The following is a 23,972-nucleotide window of genomic DNA, read 5'->3' on the forward strand; positions in this document are numbered from 1 at the left end:
TTAACGGCTCAGACGACGCATACGTTCAGATGGCGTAATAATGTCGGTGATGCGCACGCCGTATTTATCGGCCACCACCACGACTTCACCCTGGGCAATGAGATAACCGTTGATCAGAATATCCAGCGGTTCGCCGGCGAGACCGTCAAGGGCCACCACGGAACCCTGCGTCAGACGCAGCAGCTCTTTAATGGTCATCCGGGTGCGGCCCAGTTCCACGGTCAGCTTAACCGGGATATCCATAATCAGATCAATATCCTGCAGCGTACCGCTGACATCGCCGCCGCCGAGCTGCTGGAACACAGCATCCGCTGCACTTTTGGCCGGAGTCGTTTTTTGCTCGTTTAACGCGTCAGCCCACAGATCGTCCAGTGCTCCGCTGTTTTCATCGGACGGATTGTTCATGTCACTCATTTGGGCTGTTCCTCATTCAGCGAATTCAATATCGGGTTGATCAAGTGCTCAACGCGTAACGCATACTGACCGTTAATTGTGCCGTACTGACTTGTCAGCACGGGGACACCATCCACATGGGCAATAATGCGGTCGGGTTTTTCTATCGGCAAAACATCGCCGGGTTGTAATTTCAGGATCTGGGATAAGCGCAGCGGGATATCCGCGAAGCTCGCCACCAGCTCAAGCTGAGAATGCTGAACCTGACGCACCAGGTTTTCACGCCAGTTCTGATCTTCGTTGCGTGAGTTCTCCAGCGGCGGGTTGACCAGCAGTTCACGCAGCGGTTCGATCATGCTGAACGGCAGGCAGATGTTGAACTCACCGGTCAGGTTACCTATTTCCACATGGAACGGGGTATTCACGACGATATCGTTCGGGGAGGTGGTGATATTGGTAAATTTCACCTGCATCTCAGAACGTACGTACTCCACTTCCAGTGGGTTAATCGCTTTCCACGCGTCGCTGTAAGATTCTAGCGCCAGCTTCAGCATGCGGTTGATGACGCGCTGCTCGGTGTGGGTAAATTCACGACCTTCCACTTTGGTCGGGAAACGCCCATCACCACCAAACAGGTTATCCACCGCAATGAACACCAGGCTTGGCGAAAACACCACCAGACCTGTGCCGCGCAGCGGTTTCAGGTGGATCAGGTTAAGGTTCGTTGGCACCGGCAGGTTGCGGGCAAACTCATGATACGGCTGGATGCGGATCGCACCGACCGTGATATCCGGGCTACGACGCAGCAGGTTAAACAGCCCCATACGGAACTGACGTGCAAAGCGTTCGTTAATGATCTCCAGCGCCTGCAGACGTTCACGTACTACGCGGCGCTGGGTATTGGGATCATAAGGACGAATATCGCTATCGCCGCCAATACCCGGTTGCGGATCATCGTTCTTATCGCTGTCGCCGTTAAGAAGCGCGTCGATTTCTGCCTGAGAAAGAATACTGTCGCCCATGTCGTTACCGCAGTATGAAGGCTGTATACAGAACGTCAGTGACTTCCTGCTTGGGTTGACCGTTTACCAGCGGGGTCGCCAGCGTCTGTTTAATGGCGTCGACCAGCTTTTGCTTACCGTCATCGGTAGCAAGCGTTGAGGCGTCCTGACGAGAGAACAGCAGCAGCAGACGGCTACGCACTTCAGGAAGATAATCATTCAGGCGCGCACGCGTGGCTTCATCTTTCAGGCGTAACGTAATACCCACATACAGCACACGATCCGCATCACCCAGATTCACGGTGAAGGTATCCAGTGGGAAGAATACCGGTGCCGGCGGAGGAGGCGGTTCGGCTTTGGCCGCAGCGGTAGAAGGTTCCTGCTGCATACGCCAGTAACTATAGCCCGCGGTAGCGCAGGCGGCGAGCGTGATTAACACCAGCAGCGGGATCCAGATGGAACGCTTGCTTTTTTTGGTGATCGCGGAGTCAGTCATCTGATACGAGCTTCCTGTTTCGGTACAGCTTAATAAGGTGATTATCCCGTGTCCTGCTGTCGTCAAAGCGTGGAAAAGACGGGGATAATCACGCTACCTCTGGCGTTTAGGCAAAGATGTCTACGGCACTGTTGCCACGCGCCGCGGATTGCAGGGCGGCAGGGGCAGGCAGTAACTCATCGCTCTCATCATTAAAACCGCCGGTATTACCGGAACGTGAAGCCTGTTGCTGCTGTTGAGAGGAGGACTGCTGCTGTCCGGCAAAGCTCTCGCTGCTGACACTGCTTTGCGCGAGCTGAATGCCACTCTCAGCAAGCGACGTGCGCAGGACCGGCAGTGCAGCTTCCAGGGCCGCACGCACGTGGCTGTGCGCTGACACCATTTGCAGCTGTGCCTGGTTATCATCCAGTTTCAGGGTAATCTGGACCTGACCCAGATCTTCCGGATGCAGACGCAACTCTGCGGTTTGCTGGCCCTGTTTCGTGAACAACGTAATGTGCTGACTCAGGGATTGCTGCCACTCCTGGGTTCCCAGCGGCTGGCTCAATACCGGTGCCGTGGCAACGGTTGCGGCAGCGTGGCTGGTGACGTTGCTGGAAATGACGGGCGCAAGCGTTGCGGTTGGGGCTGTTGAAGAGGGTGAACTGGCGAGATCCTGCTTCTCAGCGGCGGCGACCACGATCGGGGTCGCCGGTGCGTTGACCGGTTGAGACGGATCGGCGTTTTGCGCCTGCGCCTGATAAGTCGACGCTTGTTGCGCTTTTTCATGGCCCGCCAGCAGGGTGCTCATGGACTGTTGACCTGCACCATTTTGCGAAAGCGCGGCAGCGTTCAGCGTTGATTTCGCCGTCACGCCAATACCTGTCGCGCCAGAGGCCACCGGCGTTGCCGTCTGCTGGTGGGGCAGCATCGCCATCAGCGCGCTCAACCCTGCCAGCTCTTCTTCGCTCAGCTCGCTTTTGCTGTCATCCTGCGTTTTCACCGCGCTCAGGGTCTTCAGGGCATCACCTTTTGAAACCGGCACCAGCCCGGAAACGAGGGTGTCCAGCGGGGTGGCTGCTGTCGGTTCATCGCCTGTCAGGGCTGGCTGACGCGAGAGCAGGTTGGCTATTTTGGCCTGCAGGGTGTTCTCTCCCCCGGCTTCCTGAGCAACTTTTGACAGCTTACTGCCGGCTGCTTTCAGGTCAGCCAGCGTCAGCGGCGCATCGTTGCCCTGGCCTGTTGCGTCAGTCAGGGCGCCTGCCAGCAGAGAAAGAAAGTCTTGTGCACCGTCGGTGCCTTTCCCTGTTTGCATGCCGCCCGACAGGTCGCTGTCGGTCATCAGCAGTTGTTGCAATGTGATCATTCCGGTTTCCTCATTGATGCGCGCTGGGCAAACTCATCCATTTTCTTCTGATCCAGACGGTTTTCCGCCAGGGTCGTTGCCGCGATCTGTCGGTCCTGTAAGGTCTGCCAGGCCTGCAGTCGCTGCTTTTTCTCGCGCCAGAAATTCAGCGCGGTGTCGACTTTCTGGGTCCACTGGTTAAGCTGCTGGCGATGCTGTTCAATCGCCTTTTCCAGCGTCTGAATAAACTGCTGATAGTTAATCCAGCGCTGGCTTCCAATGCCCTGTGTCATATCGGTATTGAGGTTGGTGCGATATTCATGCTGATAGTCGATTAACATCTTCAACTGCTCTTCAGCCTGCTGGCACCCGCGTCGCATTGCGCCGAGCTGCAATGCGGCATCATCAACTTCTTTCTCAGCCAGATCTTTCAGCGTTGATAACGCGCTGTTTTGCGCCATGACCTTCGCCCTCCACCTGTGTTACACCTGCGGGAAAATCAGCTCCAGTGCCTGGAGTGAGTCTTCCCAGTCGGCGCGTTCAAAAATACCTTGTTGCAGAAACGCCTCCAGCTGCGGCCACAGGCTAATCGCTTTGTCGAGCATCGGGTCGCTGCCTTTGGCATACGCCCCCACGCTCACCAGATCGCGGTTGCGCTGGAAGCTGGAGAGGAGTTGTTTGAAGTTACGCACGCGGGCGTAGTGCTTCTCTGTGATCAATGCCGTCATTGCACGGCTGATTGATGCTTCGATATCAATTGCCGGGTAGTGGCCGGCTTCGGCCAGACGGCGCGATAACACAATATGACCGTCGAGGATCGCACGCGCGGAGTCGGCAATCGGGTCCTGCTGGTCATCGCCTTCGGTCAGAACCGTATAAAAAGCGGTGATTGAGCCGCCGCCGCTGATGCCGTTTCCTGCACGTTCGACCAGCGCCGGGAGCTTGGCAAAGACCGAAGGCGGATAACCTTTGGTCGCCGGAGGTTCTCCGATGGCGAGAGCGATTTCACGCTGCGCCATCGCATAGCGGGTCAGGGAGTCCATAATCAGCAGCACGTGCTGGCCGCGGTCACGGAAATCTTCCGCGATACGGGTGGCATACGCAGCACCATGCATACGCAGTAACGGTGAGACATCCGCCGGTGCGGCGATGACCACCGAGCGGGCACGGCCTTCTGCACCGAGAATGTTTTCAATAAAGTCTTTTACTTCGCGACCACGTTCACCGATCAGACCCACGACGATGACATCGGCCTGGGTGTAACGTGCCATCATGCCAAGCAGGACGGATTTGCCCACCCCTGAGCCGGCAAACAGGCCCATACGCTGCCCGCGGCCTACGGTCAGCAAGGCGTTAATCGGGCGCACGCCGGTGTCGAGGACATGTTCGATGGCGGTACGTTGCAGAGGGTTAAACGGCTGGGTGATCAGCGCGCCGGTTTCGGTGGTATCCGGCGAGGGCAGGCCGTCCAGCGGTTTACCGCTTCCGTCCAGAACGCGGCCAAGCAGGGCAGGGCCAAGCGGGAGCTGTTTCCCGCTTTGCAGTCCATCGCCGCTGATGTTTTTCGCATACACGCGCGCACCGGGCAGAATGCCTTCAACTTCTTCAAGGGGCATCAGGAACAGGCGCTGGCCGTTAAAGCCGACGACTTCGCTCTCAACTTCACGCGTCTCTTGTCCATCCTGACGCTCAATCACGCAGGTGGCTCCCAGCGGAAGCTGCAGGCCAGTGGCTTCCAGCACCAGGCCGGTGGCACGCGTGAGTCGTCCGTAACGGCGAACGGACGGCAGCTGCGTCATCTTCGCTTCAAAATTATCGAGCGTGTTGAGCCAGCGGGTGAGGCGTGCAGTCATCAGACGACTCCCGGTGCTGCCAGGCGGCACAGTTCCTGCCAGCGGGTCGCAACGCTGGCATCCAGGTCGCCTTCATCGGCAGAGACCTTGCAGCCTCCGTGATGCAGCGACGGGTCGCCGCGCAGACGCCAGCCGTGCAGGCTCAGCGTCGCGCCCAGACTCTCTTCCACGCGCTGGAGGTCGTCCGGATGCACGCGCAGCTGCGGTTTCCCACTGAACAGCGGCTCCTGCTGAAGCAGACCCTGAATTTGTTTAATCAGCGCGGTGTTGTCCACCGCCGGCGCGTGGCCGATCACCTGACGGGCGGCTTCCAGCGCCATCTGCATCAGCCTTGAGGCAATGACGCTGTCCAGCGCATCCAGCGTGTGCTGAAACTCGCTGACCAGCTGCTGCATACGGGCGTGAAGCGGAGCCTGTTGCTGGCGCGCCTGTTCAATGCCGTGTTCTAACCCTTTGGCCAGACCTTCCTGATACCCCTGATCGTGGCCTTTCTGGCGTCCTTCGTTCAGGCCAGCCGTGTAGCCCTGCTCATGGGCCTGCATCTGCAACTGGGCCAGCATCTGCGCGCGCTGCTCTTCTTCGCTCAGCTCAGGCTGCTCGACATCCGGGTCGCCCTCTTCGGGCGACAGCACGGCGGGTGTGAACTCTGACAGGGGAGGCGCCAGATCGTCGGGCGTCCAGCGCTTCCACGGCAGTTCATTAGACATAGGTGTCGTCTCCGCTGCCAATCACCATCTCGCCGGTTTCCGCCAGACGACGAACGATAAGCAGGATGGCTTTCTGTTCGTTTTCCACCTGAGACAGACGGACCGGGCCACGGTTGGCAAGGTCGTCGCGCAGGATATCTGCCGCACGCTGAGACATGTTGCGCAGGAACTTCTCGCGCAGCGGCTGCTCGGCACCTTTGAGGGCGATAAGCAGCGACTCGGAGTCCACTTCCTGGAGCAGGCGCTGGATGCTGCGATCGTCCACTTCGACCAGGTTTTCGAACAGGAACATCTCGTCGATAATTTTCTGTGCCAGCTCGCCGTCGAATTCGCGAACGGCGGTAATGACCGCTTCTTCCTGCTGCGTTTTCATCAGGTTGATGATCTCTGCCGCCGTTCTCACGCCGCCCATTTTGCTGCGCTTGAGGTTCTGGCCATCGAGCAGGTTGTTCAGCACTTCGGTCAGCTCCGCCAGCGCGGCTGGCTGGACACCACCGAAGGTCGCGATACGCAGCATCACATCGTGACGCAGGCGCTCTTCGAACAACGCCAGAATATCGGCCGCCTGGCCACGTTTGAGGTGGACAAGAATGGTGGCGATAATCTGCGGGTGCTCGTCGCGGATAAGGTCGGCGGCACTCTGCGGCTCCATAAAGTTGAGCGTCTCAATACCGCTGGCGGTATCGCGCGTTTCCAGAATGTCTTCCAGCAGGCTGGCAGCACGCTCTTCGCCCAGCGCCTTGACCAGCACGGAGCGCAGATAGTCGTTGGCGTTGACGTTGAGCGCAGCAAACTGTTCGGCTTCCTGCTCAAATTCAGACAGCACTTCCGTCAGTTGTTTGTTAGAGATCTGGCGTACGTTTGCCATAGCCGCACTGAGAATCTGTACTTCGCGCTGGGAGAGGTGTTTGAACACCTCGGCCGCACGGTCTTCGCCAATGGTCATCAGCAGGATGACGCTTTTATCGGTGCCTGAAAGCGTGTTACTCATGTTCGTTACCCATCCACTGGCGGATGACCAGCGCCACGACGCGCGGATCGTTATCTGACATTTCGCGAATGCGCTGGCTCATGACCTCGGCGCCCATACGCTGGTTAGCACGGCGTTGCTGCATCTGTTCGTCTTTGCTGAGGCGAACTTCAACCGCATCTTCCACTTCCTGACGGGTACTGACCTGTTCGCGCGCCGCTTTTTCAGCTTCAGCACGACGCTGGAGCTGAGGACGAATGCCCTTACGCCACAGCAGCCACGCGACAATCAGAACCAGCAGCCAGCGACCTGCGGACAGCAGCTGATCGATAAACGCCCGCTGTTGCCAGAACGGCAGTTCGCCACCTGACTCTTCAACCGAGTTGAAAGGTGAGTTCACCACGTTGAGCGTGTCGCCGCGCTTCTCGGAGTAACCCATCGCTTCACGGGTCAGGTCTTCAATCTGTTTCATCTGCTCGGCGGTCAACGGCAACGGCTTGCCATCCGCCAGTGTCTTGTAGTTCACCACCACCGCAACCGACAGACGCTGTACATCGCCCACGTTCAGTTTGGTGTGGCGGATAGTACGGTCCACTTCGTAGTTGGTGGTTTCGTTACGACTGCTGGTACGCGGACCGGCGGTGCTGGCTGTTGATGTGGTCTGCTGATTCGTTTGCTGACCGTTCTGCTGATTAGCCGGTGGCGTTGAGATTGGTGCCGCGTTAGCCGGTGCTGGCTGGTTAGACAATGCGCCCGGCACACCGCCTGGGTATGCGCCGCCAACCTGTTCGTTTTCATTGACCTGACGAGAGCGCATTACCGCCTGAGCCGGGTTGCCATTCGGGCTGTATTGCTCTTCGGTCTGTTCTTTATTAGAGAAGTCAATCTGCGCGGTAACCTGCGCATGCACGTTGCTGTTACCGACGACCGGGCCAAGGATGGCTTCGATGCGACGCTGCACGCGACCTTCCACATCCGCGGCATATTTCAGCTGCGCGTCATTCAGATCGCGGCCTGCGGTATTGGACTGGGTCAGCAGATGACCACTTTGATCAACCAGCGTCACGTTACCCGGCGGGAGACCGGCAACGGCGCTGGAGACCAGATGGGTCACCGCGCTGATTTGTCCTTCATCCATTGCACGGCCAGGCTGGAGGTTAACGGTGACGGAGGCCGACGGGGATTTCTGCTCGCGGACAAACAGGGAGGGTTTAGGCATGGCCAGGTGCACACGGGCACTCTTCACCGGACCCAATGTTTCAATCGTACGGGCCAGCTCACCTTCCAGCGCACGCTGGTAGTTCACCTGCTCGCTGAACTGGCTGATACCGAATTTTTCCTGATCCAGCAGTTCAAAACCTACCGCACCGCCCTTTGGCAGTCCCTGTTGCGCCAGGCGCAGACGAAGTTCGTGCACCTTATCAGCCGGTACCTCCAGCGCACCGCCGTTATCCGCAAAGCGATAAGGGATGTTCATCTGAGTAAGCTGGGTGACGATGGCACCGCCATCCTGATCGGAAAGGTTACTGTAAAGCGTGCGGTAATCAGGGCTTTTCGCCCACAAGACCATCGCTACAAGGATCGCAATTGCGGCAGCGCCTGCCACGATCAACGGGATTTTAGGATTCGCGCGAAGGCGGTTCATCCACTCGAGTGATTTATTTTGTGGCGCTGTCGATGCTGTTGCACTCATTGCGCACCTCTTAAATCCTGGTGGTTTACGTTATTCGTGTAGAGAAACAAAACTGACTCCCGGGTCGGCAAACACGACAAAAGTTCCATATTGATGGCCCTGCCATTATTTGATGATTCAGGATTTTCTATGCGTCAAATAACCTGGTTTTTTCACGCTATTTACCGCCATTATCTTATTGACAAGCTGTTAGTCTTGACCCCGTAAAAAACCATTCAGGGGAGAGTCATGGCTATACAGGGTATTGAAGGGGTGATCAGTCAGTTGCAGGCAACGGCGATGACGGCCCGTAATCAGAATGTGGCAGAACAACCGAGCATCAGTTTTGCAGGACAACTGCATGCCGCGCTTGACCGTATCAGCGATACCCAGACCGCCGCTCGTACTCAGGCGGAGAAGTTCACCCTCGGCGAGCCGGGCGTGGCACTGAATGATGTGATGACCGATTTGCAAAAAGCCTCGGTTTCCCTGCAGATGGGGATTCAGGTGCGTAACAAGCTTGTGTCTGCTTATCAGGAAGTGATGGGCATGCAAGTTTAGGTTATCTAACCTGATGATATTTATAATTAATAGCCATCCGATCCCACTGCGTGGGGCATGGATGGGGCAAACTCACTCAATTTCTGGTTGAGGATGAGTACCTGGTCCTGGTTATTTTCAGCCATCCAGGATCCGTACACCCGGTAAACCATTTGCGCGTCGGTGTGGCCCATTTGCTTCGCGATGAAGTTCGGGTTAGCACCGGCAGCTAACGACCAGCATGCATACGTGTGTCGGGACTGGTATGCTCTGCGATAGCGAATCCCGGCGCGTCGCATTGCCGCTTCCCACGACTGGTTAATCGAACCCACTGCGTAATGATGCCCTGCACGGCCATTACGTGAAGCGATCTGCGGGTTGAACAAGAACGTGCACGGATGCACATCAGTGCGGCCATACTCGCGCAGTTTCACCTCAACCTGATACTGCTTACCCAGGCGTGTTAATTCGGCCTGGCTCTTCAGCACGTCGATCGCCGGCTGAATGAGGTTAATGATGCGGTCCGTTCCTGCCTCCGTTTTCGGAAGGGTGAACTCCTTCGTTAACGTGTGGTTCCGGCGGATCATCATCGTACCCGCTTTAAGGTCGATATCTTCCCAGGCCAGCGACACAAGTTCGCCGTGGCGCACGCCGGTGTACACGGCCAGTGACCACATGTTTTTCAGCTGCTGGTGAGCGCAGGCGTTAATAATCCTGACAAACTCGTCCCGCGTCAGCGGGTCAGGTTCGCAGCGCGACCGCTTAAGCATGGCGATCCCGTTGAATGGGTTCACCCTGACATACCCACTGTCGGCGGCAAACTTAAACATCCCGCCCATGATCTTCATGTAGTTGTTGACCGTTCTGACTGAACGTCCTTTAACCGGAGTTTTCTGCCCAGCCTTCAGGGTGTGATAACCGGTCAGCAATTCCTTCCTGATAAACAGAAGGTCCTCCTGCGTTACCGCAGATACCAGCCTGTCCCCGCCAATCCTTGGCACCATGTTGCGCGCTATAGATGAATAGCGTGACATAGCGTTGGTGCTGATCTCCATGCGTTTCAGTTCCAGCCACTTATTCGCCAGCTCCAGCACGGTGATTTCCTTACTCTCCACCCCAAACCTTTTCAGGTTCGGTGAGTCAGGGAATTGCGCGGCAAAGTTGAAATTGCCGGTCTTTATCGAAAAGCACACCGACGCGCGCAGCTCGCCAGCGACCTTTCTGTTTTTTGGTGTATCCGGCACACCGAGGCTTTCACGCACCCGGCTACCTTTATAGAGGAACCATATGCGGAGTGTTCCGCCGTGGTTCTCCACGCCTGTTGGGTATGCTGACTTAGCCATTATTCCCTCCTGACGTCCAAGAGCCCGCTAAGCATAAACGGATCTTCATTGGCGCGCACCCGGCTGTTTCTTTGACATGCTCTCAACCCACTGGTCGACAGCTTTACGGTTGTACATGCATTCGCTGTTCTTCTTCGGCACACCGTCTGGGGAAACGTGCAAATATTCCCGACCGATCATCCAGCATTTTTTTCGGGCCCGCTCGATAGTGCCCGGGCGAAGTCCGGTAATCTCGACGAGCTTTTCTTCTGTTACCCAGTCGTTGGGAACGATTAAGGTCATTTCGCTCATGGGTGTCTCCAGGCAAAAAAGAACCCGGCGCGGGGCCGGGCAAAAGGGATAACGGAGCAGTGCTTTCGCACCCAATAGCCAGCTCATAACTGGCTATCAGTTGCGTCAGTCGGTGAAATAGCAGAAATCAGAACTGCGCGTTCGCACAGCAATCCACACAGGGGCTGGTTTTCCTGTTCTTGCTGCTACATGCCACGAAACGTACTGCATGAGCTGCGTATTGCTTCGCCAGTGGTTCATGCCAAGCAGACGGCGTGCTGCCGAGTTACTCTTCATAAATTGACCCAATAAAAAACCCCGCCGTGGCGAGGTTTATTGATTGTTAAAATTTAGATATTGGTATGGGCTTTAACTTTGTTATTGCCTTTTCAATCTCTTGATCTGATGGCTTCTGATCATATGCTACTTGGTATATGTATTTCTCTTTCGTATCTGGATCGACCCAAATATATTCATGGATAGGGTATCCGTGTTTCTCACCTGTGCTGATATTTGCAAAGTAAAACACAGGTGACTCCACTTTCATTTTCAAATCGATTATTGGGCCATCATTTCTAAAAACTAAGCAACCTGGCATAAAAAGTCCTCGTTATGCGGGATATATTATTCACTTATGACCCTACACTTTGTCAGTCAAAATGTGCAAGTTGATTAACTCAAAGTTTACTGATCAGGCTGGATTATCCTGAACATTGGGCACCACCTTAAATTCGATTACCCAGACCCATGGGTTAGATTGCCAGTTTTCTTCGCCGTAGAGGGACTTCCACAGTTCTTCCCACACCTGAAAGCCATAAGTAGCAGGGCGGAAGTCGTAAAGACCACAGCCGATTTCCTTACAGATATCCCCAAGGGTAATGGCCTGCAATCGCTCAACTCGCACACCGGTAATTTCCAGCGTGAGACGGCTGGCCCAGCGGGGCATGTGGATAGAAGGCGTCCAGCGTATTTCATCAGCCGGCGGCACATTCTCGTAATGAGTTGGAACGTGCTCAGGGTAATTCGCGCGATAAAGTTTCAGATCCGGCGCGCCAGCACCAGCTTCAGCCCACGTTTCGCGCACCCAGATCCGATCGCCGACGGCACCGAAAGGGCATGGATGCCAGAAATCGCACACATTTTCTGCATCCTCACTCCACGGCCACCGGCTACCGTCATCGCGTTCAGCAATTTCAGTAAACCGAGTTTGCTTCCATTTGAGAGGTCGCCGCGTCTGCGTCTTCTTGCCGTCGAGGATGGCGCGCACCATCTCTCCGTTAAAAATCATTCCGCGCTCTTTCACTGTATCCCCCTCTGCTTATTCTTCAACTCGATGACGGATTGGCACTCCGCGCACGTCTGGCAGCCGGGAACAGCAGCGCGCCGCGGCTCGGGGATTGGTTCGTCGCATTCTTCACAACGCTCAGCTGATACGGCGTTGCGGTTAAGACGGTGAGCGGAAAGGGCAGCGTTACGCTGAAGCTCTTCAATCTCTGCTGCTGTGTCGATGATGTCTGCCATAATCATTGCTCCCATGTCTTAAGATTCTCCCCGCAGAAGGGGCAGAAGTTCATAGCGATGCCACGTACGACATACTCGCCGGAGTGTAGTTGTGCAATATCGATTGCCGGCTTGCCAGTGTTGAAATTCACTCGCTCAGGTATAAACGCGCCTTTCGATCGATATGATGGGTTTCCATACTCGAGGGCCTTAGCCAACATGTCGCAGCGATTAATTAGATTTCCATCCAACGTACACTTATCGCTCATGGTCAATGCTCCCGGAACTGTCGGTTAATTCGGTTGAAGGTGAACGCCAGCAATAAAAAAGGCCGCTTTAGCGACCTGGTTATTAGTGCTTTCATGCTGCACCGCCTTCAGGAAAATCGCCGAAGTCAGTAAGGTCAGTTTCGCGATCGAACTTAAACTCGCCTATATCGACAACCTCAACTTCGTGTTCGTAAATATCCCCTCCGCCACTTTCAAGAATCTCCATGGCTTCTTCCATGCTTTCAGCATCCACTCTGAAGGTCTGAGAACCTTCTGCTCGCTTGACCTCAGTGGTAAAAAGAAATCTTTTCACGATTCAACTCCGAAGCGGCGATTAAGCCGCCCTGTGTATACGACGAACTCCAGGAGGCTAACTCCCAGAGCTTCAATTTTCTTGTGATGCTTGTTGATGATGGGAGGCGCCGTTTCGTTCGAGTTTGGCTTTGGCTTCTTGCGCATGGCCTGCTGGATTTCCTCGGTGCAGCGACGGCAGGCGGCACGGATGGCATTTTCATTTGCTGGTGTCATAACCCCTCCATATAAGCCCGGACGAATTCTGCCGCAGCCTGCGCGTTTATGGCGTTGCCGTAGCCTTTGAGTCGGCCTGTGCGGTTGCTGCTTGCCACTCTTGCCACCCCGGACTCGACTCGTCCCAGGCGCGCGGCAGCCCCATTAACCAGCGGGAATGTGCCGGGTTCAACTGGACGCCATTTGCCATCTCGACAAAAGAGCCAGTCCGCATCTCGCCAAAAACCGTTAACCTCAAGGGCCCGCATGTGTACGCCTGGCGGGGTAGCTGATCCAGTCTCTCCTTTCCATCCCGCTGCGCTGTCATTCCCGCCGAGTCCTTCCAGTCGCGTGAGGTTGGTGTCACCCATGCCGCCAGCACTGCAAAGTCCTGAAGGTTTGGCTGGCGGCCAGCCTCCTTCCTCGCTATTACCTTTTTCCAGTCCTGGTAACAGTTTTTGACGTTGCTCGCTAATGGACTCGGCCACCCAATAAGCTCGTTCTCTGATGTGCGGCGCGCCGATGCTCGCTGACGTAAACGGCACAAGCCCGAAGGCGTATCCCATTCCTTCCAGGTCAGCTTGTACAAGGTCGAACCATGTGTTTGCGTTACCGCTTGCAACCTGTTCGCCAAAGACATGCTGAGGTCTGCGCTCGCTGATGAGGTGGAAGAAGTGGGGCCAAAGGTGCCGCTCGTCAGCAAACCCATCTCCTTTGCCTGCCGCGCTGAAAGGCTGGCACGGGCAGGAACCGGTCCAGACTGGTTTATCATCAGGCCATCCGGCGAGGCGCAGTGAATGCGACCAGACTCCAATTCCGGCGAAGAAGTGGCACTGCGTGAATCCTCGCAGATCGTCAGGTGTGACATCTTCAATACTCCTTTCATCAACTTCGCCCGGGGCGATATGTCCGCCGGCGATTAGGTTCCGCAGCCACTGCGCAGCGAACGGGTCGATTTCGTTGTAATAAGCTGCTGGCGTCATGCGGCCTCCCGGCGGGCGAGAAGTTTCGCCCCGAAAGCCATCAGCTCGTCCCGGTCCACAGTTGCGAAGTGGCAGTGTGTACGCGGGTACGGTCGCCAGATGATGAGCATCGACCCTTTATTGTTGCCGCTGACTGGCTTACCGGTGACCGGGTTGATAAATGCCAGCCGCCCGGCGGTGATAAAGCGAACTTCGCTGGCGGTCTGGATAGCCTCTTTGAACCAGCCAACCGATGTGTCTGCCGGAACCAGCATGACCGTGCCGATCTGATTGTTGCTCTCGGCGGCGGCCTTTTTCACAAACGGCGTGATGTCGCTGTATGGCGGGTTAAGCCAGACGTAGCCGGGAATGCTCAGGTAATCAGCCCAGGGCATTTCCAGCGTGTTCTGCTCGGCGGTGATGAACTTCCGGCACAGCGCGTTATGCGGCGCGGCGGCGGCATCCAATTGAAAGCAAAACTCAGCATCAAGAGAAGCGAAAAGGGCTGGCGGAGTGCGCCAGAGGTCGCGCTGATCCGCTGGCGTGTTGCTGCCGGTGTAATCAGTCATGCCGCCTCCTGCCTTTCCCGATATTCCTCAGCGAGACGCAGCGCCTTTAATGGATTGCTGACCACTTCACCCCATGGCATTAGCCAGCCGTTACCAATAAAGGGAAGGCACAGTGTGCCTACCCTGATGTCGTCGTGAGCGTGAGTCATAGGATGGACTCCATTTCGTCGATGTAGAGGCCCTGAGCAATCAGTCGGCGACGGCGGGCGGCACGTTCAATGCATTCCTGCCGCCTACCTTCCTGCGATTGCTCTATGGCGCGCCGGGTGAAAAGCCGCGATTTACCTTGTGGTGTTACGACCTTTGGCTTTGTGACTAGGTCGAATGTGCGGTCACAGATGCCGTCCTCGTTCAGCCATTTTTTCGACTCAACTATCTGCGCTATCTGTCCGGAGCCGCGGGTAATGCCGTTGGCGACCCGGTTAAACTCGATGAGCGTTACGCCAAACTTCTCAGCAATTTCGCTGCCCGTTACCGGGCGGCCACGCGTCTGAATCATCCAGATAACGCGCTCACGGAGGCCGGAGAATTGCCCGGTTCGCCCGGGCCTGCGGTAAAAGGGTGTGCGTTTCATTTCCACTGTTCCCCGAACGTGAATCCGATCTCCGCCAGCGCCTCATCCATCTTCTCGATGAACTCCGGCACCATTTCGTTGAAGTCGGACATGTACTGCGGATCCCGCTCAACGACGACGTGGTGAATGCCTTCGCGTTTCATGCGCGGGTCATAGTTGGCAAAGAACCAGGCGTCTTTTCCGGTCACCCACATGCTGTACTGCACCTGGGCCATGTACGCAGACTTGATGGCTTCGAAACCCCCAAGGCGGAATTTCATGAAGTCGCGAGAGGTGAAAGGGCATTTCAGCTCAAGGCCGAACCCGTTACTGCAAAGGCCGTCAGGGGAGCACGCGGTGCGCATGCTCTCGTCACGGAACAGGATCGGAGACTCCGTGACTTTCACGTCGGTGGTGAACTCGAAGAGAGTGCGGGCGTTTTCCTCATACTGCTTCCCCCAGGCCAGCGCCTTGGCGTTAACCTCTGGCGCTACGCCGGTGCATACCTCGGCGAGTAGGGTGTGGAAGTAGGACATTTTCATGTCTGTCCACTTCTTCCCAGATCTGGGCTTGGCGATGACGTTGTGAACTTCAGATGCGGTGATAACGCCGAGGCGCAGCCGGTGCCACGCCTCGTCGCCTTGCTGGATAGTGGTTACGTCAATACCGGTCCGGGCCAGGATAATTTCTGGTGTCATAGTTTTACCCTGTATACGTTCTGCTTATTTGAACGGGTGCCATCGTGAAACCATATCGCGCACCTGGTGACTTCTATCCATTTGCGCCGCTCAAGCTCGGCGATGAACCATGACACGCGAGACTTTGAGATGCCTAAAATCTTTGCCATGTCGCGAATGCTGTGTTTTCCGCTTCGCAGCAGTGAAAGGAGGTAGGGTGTCATGCTGCCGCCTTAGCTTTTTTCTGAAGGAAGTTGAATCCTTTCTGTGCCTCTTCTTCAGTAAGGTCTGACGCCTCAAGAATTGGCCGTTTGAAGATGTCGCTGCACACTGGGAGGAAGTCTTGCTCCCAGTCTTTATTCAGCGATGTTAAGAGATCGGTGATCGCCTGAAGTGTTTCTTCGCTTGCTGCTGGTGGAAGCGCTTCAGTGGTGCTGCGCGGCGTGACGTCACGGATATCTACATCCAGTGATTTACCTTCCATTTCTTCGGCGGTAGGCTGCTGTCCGATCTCGGGCCAGGCCTTACGCAACGCCTGGGCTTCTGCGCATTTCGCCAGCTGTCCGTATGGGCGCTTTTTCCACATCGCGTTAGGCGCCGTGGTGTCGCGGCCGCCAGTGGCGTAGTTTTCAATCCAATATTCTTTGGCGCTGAACTCGACGATCTCCCCGCTGGGCATGCGCTTGTAGACGGTGTATTTGCACCACTGAGGGAAGGTCACCTCGACGCCAGTAAGCGTCTGAGTTACGTCTGGACCGAACTCCGGCTCCCGAGCCCCGGCATAATCGCCAGAACGGTCTGCCTGAATGCGGTAAAGCCCGATGCCCGGCATTACTACGTCACGCCATTCGCTTTTACCCGTTCTTGAGTCTTTGACGCTCATCGGCACGAGGTGAACAGGCTTCAGCAACGGATCCAACTGGCGGGCACGGCAGTAATCGAGCGCCATCATTACCGATTCGTCTTTGGCGCCAGGGTAGATACTGTTCTTCAGCGCGCTCCAGGTAGCGACGTCGATACCTTTTTCCGCCAGCGCACTCGCCGTGATTGTTAATTCGTTTGCCATCGTTAATCCCCTCAAAATTAAAACGGGCAGCCGGTACGGTGTTCCCAGTCGTATTCCGCCTGGGCGTAAGCAACTGCCGAAATGAAATCGTTGTAGGCCTCGCCAGCTTTATCGCTGCGAAGTCCTTCGTATGGGCTGGAGTCAATCGGTACCGTGAAGTGGAAGAGGCCGGATGGCTCTTTTGGCATCATGTCAATGATTTGCTGCGCCCGGTCGTCGATCCACTTCTCTTTCTCGTCGGTGAGCTGCTTCTCAACCCAGAGCCGATCTTCGATGCGGTCGTAAGTGAGGAATGCGTTCATGGTTGCCTCAGTAATGAATTTTTGCGCAGGGGATCAAGTCATCTTTCAGTGCGGTAAGTACTTCAATAGCCTGTTCGCGGGTTAAGCTTGTGTGGCTGGTTAGCGCGTTAACGATGTTGGTGCCGACCGTCTTGCGGTGCTTTACGTCAGCTTCGCGCTTTGCCTGTTCTTCGGCGATGCGCTTCTCTTCGGCCAGGCGAGCATCTTCGGCCTGTTTTGCCTTAAGGCGCTCGGCTTCCACTGCCGCAGCTTTTTCGCGTTCTGCCCTAGCTTCTGCTTCCTGCTTCTCGCGTGCCGCACGCTGTTCCGCTTCGATGCGCTGGCGCTCCGCAGCTTCAGCACGCGCTTTCTCCTCAGCTTCGCGGCGTGCTGCGGCTTCGAGTTCAGCCTTCGCATTTTGCTCTGCATCACGATGAGCCTGTTCTGCCGCTTCCCGGCGAATATTTTCCTCACGTTCCAGGCGAGCTTTTTCTTCCGCTTCTTTACGAAGTCGCTCAAGCTCTGCAGCTTCATGCTCACGCTGCTTTGCGACGATCAGTGCAGCTTCAAGCTGCTGGATGGTGGCGTCTTTAGCCACTCCAGCTTCAGCCGCTACTTCCTGCCAGCTTTCATCAAGTGCAACGGCTTTTGCTGACTCAATGCGCTGCTGAATGTCAACTGACGGCAGGTAGTTACCCAAGCCATCAATCACATCAGCCAAGGATCGCAAATCATTAAGTCTCTGCTGCAATGCGTCCTTTCTTGCCGACTCGGCGTTTTCCCAGTCAGTGAGAGGTTTGCGCACTTCATCCTTCAGCGCGTCCAGACGCTCACGCACAATGCGGCGGCTTTCGTCGATCTGCTTCGGCAGGGCTTTAAGCTCGGCAACCAGATCCTTGCCGGCGTTGTCGATATAGGTTTTGGAGCGGGCAACCTTATGCGCCATGGATGCGATAGCATCGCGGCCTTTACGGGTCGACACATCCGGTACCAGGCTGCGAGCTTCTTTCTCGATCGCCTCAATAATCGGGTCGAGCTGCTCTTTGGTGGTGAATACCGCCATTGCGTTCTGTTTCTCAATGACGACTAAATCCGTTACTTCGCTCATGGTTTCTCCTGAAATTTGGATGTGCAGATCCCGCCCGCAGAAAGCCAGGCCGATCGGTTGAATAGGGTGGTTAGTGCTGGATAGGGTTGCCGTGACCGTCCAGAAGGACGTCAATCACGCAGTCACTGAGGCGGATGATTTCTGCATCGGTGTGCAGGTACACCCATTTGCGCTCCTGAATGACTGCTGAGACGCGATAGGTTCGGCCTTCATGCATTGCCATCATGCCGGGCGTGACGCACTGGCGAATGAGCGGGGTGGTGCCGTAGTGGTTGATCATACCTTCACCTCAACCTGTTCCAGGAGGCCAGCGATATGCATCTGCCAGCGGTTAAGTACCAGCTTTTCACGCGGTGCCGATACCGACGTCAGCTGCCACTCGTTATCGTTGAGCTTTTTGGCTGTGTACTGCTTGCCGTTGTGGGTGACTGTCATAAATCCTCTTGGCCTTATCGCGGCGAACGGAACGGTTAATACAAGACTTCAACGCATTTATTCAGTGTTTCAATGGGCGGTGGATGGCCGCCGGTTGTCATAACTTGAGTCACTCGTAAATAACTCCAGGTATGAAAAAGGCCGCCTACCTGGCAGCCTCAACTTGAATGAGTGCCGGGATGTTTAGCCACGCCCGGCGCGTGATTTCCTTCACTTTCCACAGTCAAAGGAATGCCGTAGACTGGATATTCCACAGTCAATAAAAGGATTTCTTTATGTCCATGAATGTATTTGCAGGAAAGAGAACTGAGGAATCAGTGGCATATGATTTAGCGCTGGCGCTTGCAGTAAAAGACCCATCCGCCAACACGCCAGAAGCTTTAATTGAGCGCATTGCTGATTTGCTTCCTGCCTGTCGTGAAGCAGCAAAGGAAAAGTACAAAGCAGAAGCACCTACGCCTTTTGGGATCGCTATAAAACGATAACTGATGCCAGGGCAGTCTCCAGTGCTGCCTTTATCAAATTCTGCCGATACCAGTGGTCATCTGATGCCCCTTTAACCGCTTCTTCAGCAGCAGCATAAGCTGCGTCAGCTGCTAAAATTACGCCATTGTTGCTTTTAAACATCGCTACTTCATCGTTTTTTATATCCATCACCATCACCTCAAATAAGTGGAGTAGATTTGCCGTCAGCCCCTCGCAAAGAGCTGCTGGTAAAGCTTCCCCGATGTTCGGGAACTGAGCAGCAAACCATTCCGGTGCGGAGTCCTCTTCGTGTGCTATACCCGCCACGCGTTACACACCTGCCTCAATCCCATTGGGCGCCATTTCAATTTGCCAGGAGCGCTCCGGGTGATTTGCTGCTTGACTGAATTCTTAATGAGCAGGCGACTTACTGTCCGCCGCTGGCTAACTTCGCTCAGCTGTCGATGTTTCGTTTCGATGGGCTTATTAAAAACCATAGTTGTTTTATCGTCAACAACAATAGTTGTATTAATGATTAATGTGGTTTTATTTGGTTGTTTTTAAACGAAATTTATTTTTAGCTCCGATGATGGTATGTTTGAAAAAACATCAAAAAGGAGTGGGTAATGGACTTGGATGAAGAAAGAGTGAACATGATGGTTCACGCCATGGGGCGGGCGGTCATGGAGTTGTCACTGGCAGATTTACCTATGACCCAGCAAAACATCATCGACAAGCTGGAACGGTACCGGAAGGAAACGGGAAACGTGATAGGTAAGGGTGTGAACAGGGATGCAGCTGAGATAGTGCGGAAGGGTAAATAAAAACCCGGCGCGGTGGCCGGGTTATTTAATGAAGTATTTTGAAAAGACTGCTATAAGCACAGTAATTACTAGGGCGACAACGATCTTCCATGTCTGACCATTCAGCTCCTTGTGTAAATCTTCTTTCGTGCACATAGTCGCCTTGATAACTGCCAAATCGGAACTGATGGAGATAACTTTCTCCTCCAATCTCTCCACTCTTTTTAGCATGTCATCACCTCCACCGCCTCCAGAGCCATAAATATTATCATGTTCTACAGCGCCCCAGGTGTCAATTGATGGTTTTTTGTTCCTTGCCTTGGCTCGATAATCGTTAGCAACACCAATCGGAGTAACGATTTTTTCTTGAGCATTCATATCGCCTCCGACACCTTAAGGTAGGCTCTGTTCTCATGGATGGCGATCTGGTTATGCATCAGGGTTGCTTGGACGTAGTAATTACCTGGTGACATGAAAGTAGAGTTTTCTAGCCGCAAATCAAGGGAGGCCGCAATATCATCTTCATGAGCTAAAGTATCTTTAGCTCTAAGATGAGTCCCTACCAAAGCGCTTACAGAATGCTCTGCCGCCTCCCCCTCATAAAACATTTCAAGCTGAAGGTAATATGGCTTTTCATGCTTTAGCCCGATGAAGAAAACAGTTATAAAAATATCCGTAACCGTTGGAAACTCTTCACAATCAAGAACCAACAAAGGCATTCTTGGGGATTTCTCAGGAGAGCCTACCCCTTTTTCCCTCGTAGGAAATAGAAAGGCTATTTTTTCTGCGCTCATTGTTTTCCTTTTCCCATCACCAAACCGTCTTTTCAGGCCACCATAAGCACGATCGCAACAACCGAGAGCAAAGTAACCACGCCTACTATCAGATATTCTCTTATCACCCAAACACCTCATCAGGCCACTGCTACAGTTTGTTGTAAGCTATCGATTCATGGATCAGCGCTTTTCCCATGATGTAGAGCTGGTCCTGATTCTCTTCTGTTACATACCAGTCTTTGTAAGCCGGGTTATCTGAAAGCACGGCTAATTGCAGGCCCTGCATTTGCAGACGCTTAACATGGAAGTGCTGCCCAAAGACAAATGCGTATACTCCGTCAACCTTGAAGTTCCTCACTGACACATCGAAGAAGAGGCGATCACCAGACTGAATCGTTGGACACATACTGTCACCGTCTACAGTCATCACCTTCACATCATGCTGTGCGCGATTGCCGAAGAGGGCGCGGGCATGCTCATTTGTGAACTCAATAGCATGCAGAACTTCTACAAACTCAGAAATCATGAATGATCCCGGTCCCGCACTAACAGTGAGGTCGAGAACGTCTACGCGGAATACGTCCGAAGCTGCATTAGTTAATAAAGCTGCCCCTGATTGCTTTCCGTCATTAAGCATCGCCCCTTCTCCAGAGCTGAGCCAATCAGGCATTACCCCGAGCGCGTTAGCAATTTCCACAAGCTTGGTGGTCTGGCTGGCTTTTCCTGTTTCAATTTTCTGAATAGCCGCCTGGCTAACACCCACGAGATCCCCGAGCGCCTTTTGTGTCAGGCCTCGTGCCGCGCGCGCCTCTTTAAGTCTTCCAGCAAGTGTCGTTTTCATAAGGTCAAATGTACAACCGTGGTTTTATTTCATCAAACGAAAATGGTTGTTGACTAAATACAACCATAGTTTTATTCTTCTTTCATATTCACTACGGAGGTTGTTATGAACCCAACCATTAAAACCGCTATCACCATCGTCGGCTCTCAAAAAGCCCTTGGTGAAGCGTGCGCAGTGTCGCAGCAGGCGGTTTACAAGTGGCTACACAACAAAGCGAAGGTTTCTCCGGAGCATGTGAACAGCATCGTAAAAGCAACTGGTGGTGAGATTCAGGCATACCAGATTCGCCCTGACTTGCCGACGCTGTTCCCGTCACCGGCCGACAACAATGCCGCTTAACGGCGGCCCTAACCACGAAAGGGAAAGCAATGCATTCACTTGCGTATCAACACAATACCGGAATACACCCGGGAGCGATGATAAACCGCGCTCAACCTAAGGCGGCGCCAGACCACGAAAAGATCCGCGATGCGGTCCGGGCATGGTCGTCGGCGCTGGACAATCAGGACGTGGTGTCAGCGCTGATCATCAACGAATACCGGGAGCAGGGCGGGACCGCCATCAGCTTTCCGGACGACATCAGCCGGGCCCGCCAGAAGCTCTTCCGCTTCCTGGATAACCGTTTCGACTCTGAGCAGTACCGCGAGAACGTGCGCCAGCTGACACCGGCAATCATGGCCGTACTGCCGGTTGAGTATCGCACTCGCCTGATGGGTGCCGATTGCAAAATGTCTCGCCTTGCTGAGGCCGAGAAAGAACTCGCCGAAGCTAAACAGGCCGTGCTGCTGGACGCTCCAGAGCATCAGAAGCTGAAAGAGGTGAGCGAGGGTATAGCGTCGCTGTTCCGCCTCATGCCGGAGCAGGTAGGCCCACTGATGACGATGGTCACGTCGATGCTGGGGGTTATGTGAGAGGCACCAGAAAAGAAAAAGCCCTTGAAGCGGTAACTTCAAAGGCCTTCCAAACACTGTGTTACGCCAAGTAACGGGAGTAAGTATGTCAAACACCGCTGAAATAATCAATTTCCCAAATAAAACCGAACAACCGGGAGGTCGTATGGCCGACCTGTCGAACGGGTATACCAAGGTCGCTAACGAGATCCAACAGCTTAAGCCTCGCCTGAGACTGTCAGGCCGGGAATGGCAATGTTTTGAGGCGGTGATCTGGCTTACCTACGGCTGGAACAAGAAACAGGACCGCGTGACAAATACGGTTATTGCCGAGCTTACGGGCCTGAGCGATACCCATGTATCGGACGCGCTTAAGTCTCTCGCAGAACGCAAAATCATCTTTTCACAGAAGCAGGGCATGATGAAAATAGTCGGTGTAAACACTGACCTTTCAGCCTGGATTTTAGACAAACCGGAAACGGGAAGAAAATTCCCGAAAACGGGAAAATCCTTCCCGAAATCAGGAATAACCTTCCCGAAAACGGTAGACACCCAATACAAGAACAAGAACAGTATTAAAAGATCTTCGTCCGAGAATTCTGACGAATCCTCTGACGCACGTCTGAAGAAATTTTTATCAGCTCATCCTGAAGCTGAGGTCTACACGCCATCCGGTGCGAAGTGGGGATCGGCTGAAGACCTCAAAACAGCTCAGTGGATATCTGCCAGGGTGAAGCAGATTAACCCAACCTGCAAAGCCCCGGACATGACCTCCTGGTCTAACACAGTTCGCCTGATGCGCCAGATAGACAACCGGTCGCACCAGGATATCTGCGCGCTGTACGACTGGGCAAGCAAACACCACTTCTGGCAGACCAACATCCTGAGCCCGGAAAGCCTGCGTAAGCAGTGGGACAAGCTGACAATGCAGCGCAATGCTGGTGGCGAGCAGCGCGCCGCTAAGCCGGATCTGGACTTCAACAACACTGACTGGGCTTATGGGGTGATTCGATGAAATCTCTTGCAGAGCAGATGCGTAACCACGACCGCGAGCAGATGAGCCGCATGGCTCATAACCTGCCAGAGCAGTACCAGGAACGCGCACCGGTCGAGCAGGTGGCTCAAGTGTTCAACGGGCTGTTCAACCAACTGCGTGCCGCGTTCCCGGCCAGCATGGCGAACTTCCGCACCCAGGACGACCTGAACGAATTCCGCCGTCAGTGGCTGCTGGCGTTTCAGGAGAACGGGATCCACTCAATGGCGCAAGTCGATGCCGGTATGCGCATTGCCCGCCGCCAGGAGCGCCCATTCCTGCCGTCGCCGGGCCAGTTCGTCGCCTGGTGCAAACAGAGCGGCGGGGCGCTGGGCGTCAACGTTGACCAGGTGATCGCCGAATACTGGGACTGGCGTAACCGTTCGTTCGAGTTCACTTCCAGTGAGCAATTCCCCTGGTCGCAGCCGGTCATGTACCACATCTGCGTAGAACTGCGTCACCGCAGCACAGAGCGCCAGTTAACACATGGTGAGCTGGCGCGCGAAGCGGGCGATCTGCTGGACATGTGGGAGAAGCGCGTCACCGAGGGTAAGCCAGTACCGCCGGTACGCCGGGCGATCGCAGCCCCGGCTGCCGAGCACGGGCCGACGCCGATCCAACTGCTTCAGGCCAAGTACAACCGCAACAAGTCGAACGGGATGGTGTGA

General features: G+C 54.8%; 39 protein-coding genes. 7 read left to right on the forward strand and 32 right to left on the reverse strand.

Annotated elements, in window-relative coordinates; all coding sequences use genetic code 11:
* From fliN to fliF, 9 genes are all read right to left on the reverse strand, one after another.
* Positions 1-414: a flagellar motor switch protein FliN gene (gene fliN / locus F8561_RS20845; RefSeq protein ID WP_014170738.1), complete on the reverse strand. Its 414-nt coding sequence runs from the start codon at positions 412-414 to the stop codon at positions 1-3.
* A complete protein-coding gene (gene fliM / locus F8561_RS20850) occupies positions 411-1,415 on the reverse strand; it encodes a flagellar motor switch protein FliM (RefSeq protein WP_014170737.1) in 1,005 nt (334 codons plus the stop codon). The genes fliN and fliM overlap by 4 nt, the downstream gene beginning before the upstream one ends.
* Before the next feature lie 4 nt (positions 1,416-1,419).
* The gene (gene fliL / locus F8561_RS20855; protein WP_020883336.1) at positions 1,420-1,890 is read right to left on the reverse strand and encodes a flagellar basal body-associated protein FliL; all 471 of its coding nucleotides are present in this window, start codon (positions 1,888-1,890) and stop codon (positions 1,420-1,422) included.
* A gap of 106 nt (positions 1,891-1,996) precedes the next feature.
* Positions 1,997-3,235, reverse strand: coding sequence for a flagellar hook length control protein FliK (gene fliK, locus F8561_RS20860; protein ID WP_151887867.1), 1,239 nt, complete (start codon positions 3,233-3,235; stop codon positions 1,997-1,999).
* Positions 3,232-3,675, reverse strand: coding sequence for a flagellar export protein FliJ (gene fliJ, locus F8561_RS20865; RefSeq protein WP_014170734.1), 444 nt, complete (start codon positions 3,673-3,675; stop codon positions 3,232-3,234). The genes fliK and fliJ overlap by 4 nt, the downstream gene beginning before the upstream one ends.
* Before the next feature lie 21 nt (positions 3,676-3,696).
* Entirely contained in the window at positions 3,697-5,067 is a 1,371-nt protein-coding gene (fliI, locus tag F8561_RS20870; protein WP_151887868.1) for a flagellar protein export ATPase FliI, read from the reverse strand.
* A complete protein-coding gene (gene fliH / locus F8561_RS20875) occupies positions 5,067-5,774 on the reverse strand; it encodes a flagellar assembly protein FliH (RefSeq protein WP_032678466.1) in 708 nt (235 codons plus the stop codon). The genes fliI and fliH overlap by 1 nt, the downstream gene beginning before the upstream one ends.
* Positions 5,767-6,765: a flagellar motor switch protein FliG gene (gene fliG / locus F8561_RS20880; protein WP_014170730.1), complete on the reverse strand. Its 999-nt coding sequence runs from the start codon at positions 6,763-6,765 to the stop codon at positions 5,767-5,769. The genes fliH and fliG overlap by 8 nt, the downstream gene beginning before the upstream one ends.
* A complete protein-coding gene (gene fliF / locus F8561_RS20885; protein WP_151887869.1) occupies positions 6,758-8,437 on the reverse strand; it encodes a flagellar basal-body MS-ring/collar protein FliF in 1,680 nt (559 codons plus the stop codon). Before fliF ends, fliG begins: the two co-directional genes overlap by 8 nt.
* Positions 8,438-8,665: 228 nt before the next feature.
* Between fliF and fliE the strand changes: the two genes are divergently transcribed.
* Positions 8,666-8,977 carry a flagellar hook-basal body complex protein FliE gene (gene fliE, locus F8561_RS20890; protein WP_014170728.1) on the forward strand — a complete coding sequence of 104 codons (312 nt, stop codon included), beginning with the start codon at positions 8,666-8,668 and terminating at the stop codon, positions 8,975-8,977.
* Positions 8,978-9,003: 26 nt separating this feature from the next.
* Here the strand turns inward: fliE and F8561_RS20895 are convergent, their stop codons facing one another.
* From F8561_RS20895 to F8561_RS24250, 19 genes are all read right to left on the reverse strand, one after another.
* Positions 9,004-10,299 (reverse strand): tyrosine-type recombinase/integrase, encoded by a 1,296-nt coding sequence (locus F8561_RS20895; RefSeq protein ID WP_151887870.1) that lies wholly within the window; start codon positions 10,297-10,299, stop codon positions 9,004-9,006.
* A 45-nt stretch (positions 10,300-10,344) separates the two neighbouring features.
* Positions 10,345-10,590, reverse strand: a complete 246-nt coding sequence (locus F8561_RS20900) for an excisionase family protein (protein WP_063308747.1) — start codon at positions 10,588-10,590, stop codon at positions 10,345-10,347.
* Between the two features lie 105 nt (positions 10,591-10,695).
* The gene (locus tag F8561_RS24675; RefSeq protein ID WP_192938269.1) at positions 10,696-10,866 is read right to left on the reverse strand and encodes a hypothetical protein; all 171 of its coding nucleotides are present in this window, start codon (positions 10,864-10,866) and stop codon (positions 10,696-10,698) included.
* 46 nt (positions 10,867-10,912) lie between these two features.
* On the reverse strand, positions 10,913-11,167 hold the full coding sequence (locus F8561_RS20905; protein WP_151887871.1) for a hypothetical protein: 255 nt from the start codon (positions 11,165-11,167) through the stop codon (positions 10,913-10,915).
* Positions 11,168-11,260: 93 nt separating this feature from the next.
* Positions 11,261-11,872, reverse strand: coding sequence for a hypothetical protein (locus F8561_RS20910; RefSeq protein ID WP_151887872.1), 612 nt, complete (start codon positions 11,870-11,872; stop codon positions 11,261-11,263).
* Positions 11,869-12,090: a TraR/DksA family transcriptional regulator gene (locus F8561_RS20915; RefSeq protein WP_151887873.1), complete on the reverse strand. Its 222-nt coding sequence runs from the start codon at positions 12,088-12,090 to the stop codon at positions 11,869-11,871. The genes F8561_RS20910 and F8561_RS20915 overlap by 4 nt, the downstream gene beginning before the upstream one ends.
* A 339-nt stretch (positions 12,091-12,429) precedes the next feature.
* Entirely contained in the window at positions 12,430-12,651 is a 222-nt protein-coding gene (locus tag F8561_RS20925) for a hypothetical protein (RefSeq protein WP_063932328.1), read from the reverse strand.
* Positions 12,648-12,866, reverse strand: coding sequence for a hypothetical protein (locus F8561_RS20930; protein WP_151887875.1), 219 nt, complete (start codon positions 12,864-12,866; stop codon positions 12,648-12,650). Before F8561_RS20930 ends, F8561_RS20925 begins: the two co-directional genes overlap by 4 nt.
* The gene (locus tag F8561_RS20935; RefSeq protein ID WP_151887876.1) at positions 12,863-13,828 is read right to left on the reverse strand and encodes a DNA cytosine methyltransferase; all 966 of its coding nucleotides are present in this window, start codon (positions 13,826-13,828) and stop codon (positions 12,863-12,865) included. Before F8561_RS20935 ends, F8561_RS20930 begins: the two co-directional genes overlap by 4 nt.
* Positions 13,825-14,376: a phage N-6-adenine-methyltransferase gene (locus F8561_RS20940; protein WP_151887877.1), complete on the reverse strand. Its 552-nt coding sequence runs from the start codon at positions 14,374-14,376 to the stop codon at positions 13,825-13,827. The genes F8561_RS20935 and F8561_RS20940 overlap by 4 nt, the downstream gene beginning before the upstream one ends.
* Positions 14,373-14,525 (reverse strand): DUF1317 family protein, encoded by a 153-nt coding sequence (locus F8561_RS20945; RefSeq protein ID WP_151887878.1) that lies wholly within the window; start codon positions 14,523-14,525, stop codon positions 14,373-14,375. The genes F8561_RS20940 and F8561_RS20945 overlap by 4 nt, the downstream gene beginning before the upstream one ends.
* Complete coding sequence (locus F8561_RS20950) at positions 14,522-14,950, reverse strand: hypothetical protein (RefSeq protein ID WP_063135904.1); 429 nt, start codon at positions 14,948-14,950, stop codon at positions 14,522-14,524. The genes F8561_RS20945 and F8561_RS20950 overlap by 4 nt, the downstream gene beginning before the upstream one ends.
* Complete coding sequence (locus F8561_RS20955) at positions 14,947-15,627, reverse strand: lambda exonuclease family protein (protein WP_151887879.1); 681 nt, start codon at positions 15,625-15,627, stop codon at positions 14,947-14,949. Before F8561_RS20955 ends, F8561_RS20950 begins: the two co-directional genes overlap by 4 nt.
* Positions 15,624-15,830 (reverse strand): MarR family transcriptional regulator, encoded by a 207-nt coding sequence (locus F8561_RS20960; protein ID WP_151887880.1) that lies wholly within the window; start codon positions 15,828-15,830, stop codon positions 15,624-15,626. Before F8561_RS20960 ends, F8561_RS20955 begins: the two co-directional genes overlap by 4 nt.
* Entirely contained in the window at positions 15,827-16,672 is an 846-nt protein-coding gene (bet, locus tag F8561_RS20965; RefSeq protein ID WP_085841667.1) for a phage recombination protein Bet, read from the reverse strand. Before bet ends, F8561_RS20960 begins: the two co-directional genes overlap by 4 nt.
* A gap of 17 nt (positions 16,673-16,689) precedes the next feature.
* Positions 16,690-16,974 carry a host nuclease inhibitor GamL gene (gene gamL / locus F8561_RS20970; protein WP_151887881.1) on the reverse strand — a complete coding sequence of 95 codons (285 nt, stop codon included), beginning with the start codon at positions 16,972-16,974 and terminating at the stop codon, positions 16,690-16,692.
* A gap of 7 nt (positions 16,975-16,981) precedes the next feature.
* The gene (locus F8561_RS20975) at positions 16,982-18,061 is read right to left on the reverse strand and encodes a hypothetical protein (RefSeq protein ID WP_151887882.1); all 1,080 of its coding nucleotides are present in this window, start codon (positions 18,059-18,061) and stop codon (positions 16,982-16,984) included.
* 70 nt (positions 18,062-18,131) lie between these two features.
* The gene (locus tag F8561_RS20980; RefSeq protein WP_006809788.1) at positions 18,132-18,341 is read right to left on the reverse strand and encodes a cell division protein FtsZ; all 210 of its coding nucleotides are present in this window, start codon (positions 18,339-18,341) and stop codon (positions 18,132-18,134) included.
* Complete coding sequence (locus F8561_RS24250; RefSeq protein ID WP_023330205.1) at positions 18,338-18,496, reverse strand: hypothetical protein; 159 nt, start codon at positions 18,494-18,496, stop codon at positions 18,338-18,340. The genes F8561_RS20980 and F8561_RS24250 overlap by 4 nt, the downstream gene beginning before the upstream one ends.
* A gap of 275 nt (positions 18,497-18,771) precedes the next feature.
* Here F8561_RS24250 and F8561_RS20985 point away from each other — a divergent pair, with 275 nt between their 5' ends.
* The gene (locus F8561_RS20985) at positions 18,772-18,981 is read left to right on the forward strand and encodes a hypothetical protein (RefSeq protein ID WP_023303584.1); all 210 of its coding nucleotides are present in this window, start codon (positions 18,772-18,774) and stop codon (positions 18,979-18,981) included.
* On the opposite strand, the gene F8561_RS20990 is transcribed toward F8561_RS20985, so the two are convergent.
* Positions 18,968-19,288 carry a hypothetical protein gene (locus tag F8561_RS20990; protein WP_032652783.1) on the reverse strand — a complete coding sequence of 107 codons (321 nt, stop codon included), beginning with the start codon at positions 19,286-19,288 and terminating at the stop codon, positions 18,968-18,970. The two genes, F8561_RS20985 and F8561_RS20990, sit on opposite strands and share 14 nt — an antisense overlap.
* 299 nt (positions 19,289-19,587) lie before the next feature.
* On the opposite strand from F8561_RS20990, the gene F8561_RS20995 reads away from it, so the two are divergent.
* Positions 19,588-19,785, forward strand: a complete 198-nt coding sequence (locus F8561_RS20995) for a hypothetical protein (protein ID WP_045621984.1) — start codon at positions 19,588-19,590, stop codon at positions 19,783-19,785.
* 21 nt (positions 19,786-19,806) lie between these two features.
* Here F8561_RS20995 and F8561_RS24460 read toward each other — a convergent pair whose 3' ends face one another.
* The 3 genes from F8561_RS24460 to F8561_RS21010 all read right to left on the reverse strand — a co-directional run bounded on the left by F8561_RS24460 (position 19,807) and on the right by F8561_RS21010 (position 21,381).
* On the reverse strand, positions 19,807-20,142 hold the full coding sequence (locus F8561_RS24460; RefSeq protein WP_223861972.1) for a hypothetical protein: 336 nt from the start codon (positions 20,140-20,142) through the stop codon (positions 19,807-19,809).
* The gene (locus tag F8561_RS21005) at positions 20,139-20,558 is read right to left on the reverse strand and encodes a hypothetical protein (protein WP_109956916.1); all 420 of its coding nucleotides are present in this window, start codon (positions 20,556-20,558) and stop codon (positions 20,139-20,141) included. The genes F8561_RS24460 and F8561_RS21005 overlap by 4 nt, the downstream gene beginning before the upstream one ends.
* A gap of 130 nt (positions 20,559-20,688) precedes the next feature.
* On the reverse strand, positions 20,689-21,381 hold the full coding sequence (locus F8561_RS21010; protein ID WP_015571542.1) for an XRE family transcriptional regulator: 693 nt from the start codon (positions 21,379-21,381) through the stop codon (positions 20,689-20,691).
* 105 nt (positions 21,382-21,486) lie between these two features.
* Between F8561_RS21010 and F8561_RS21015 the strand changes: the two genes are divergently transcribed.
* The 4 genes from F8561_RS21015 to F8561_RS21030 all read left to right on the forward strand — a co-directional run bounded on the left by F8561_RS21015 (position 21,487) and on the right by F8561_RS21030 (position 23,972).
* The gene (locus F8561_RS21015) at positions 21,487-21,720 is read left to right on the forward strand and encodes a transcriptional regulator (protein ID WP_003859811.1); all 234 of its coding nucleotides are present in this window, start codon (positions 21,487-21,489) and stop codon (positions 21,718-21,720) included.
* Between the two features lie 29 nt (positions 21,721-21,749).
* Positions 21,750-22,292, forward strand: a complete 543-nt coding sequence (locus F8561_RS21020) for a toxin YdaT family protein (protein WP_151887883.1) — start codon at positions 21,750-21,752, stop codon at positions 22,290-22,292.
* An 85-nt stretch (positions 22,293-22,377) separates the two neighbouring features.
* Positions 22,378-23,286: a replication protein gene (locus tag F8561_RS21025; protein WP_151887884.1), complete on the forward strand. Its 909-nt coding sequence runs from the start codon at positions 22,378-22,380 to the stop codon at positions 23,284-23,286.
* Positions 23,283-23,972, forward strand: a complete 690-nt coding sequence (locus F8561_RS21030; RefSeq protein ID WP_151887885.1) for a replication protein P — start codon at positions 23,283-23,285, stop codon at positions 23,970-23,972. Before F8561_RS21025 ends, F8561_RS21030 begins: the two co-directional genes overlap by 4 nt.

Source organism: Enterobacter sp. 198, assembly GCF_009025585.1.
In the GTDB taxonomy this organism is placed as follows: Bacteria; Pseudomonadota; Gammaproteobacteria; order Enterobacterales; family Enterobacteriaceae; genus Enterobacter; species Enterobacter ludwigii.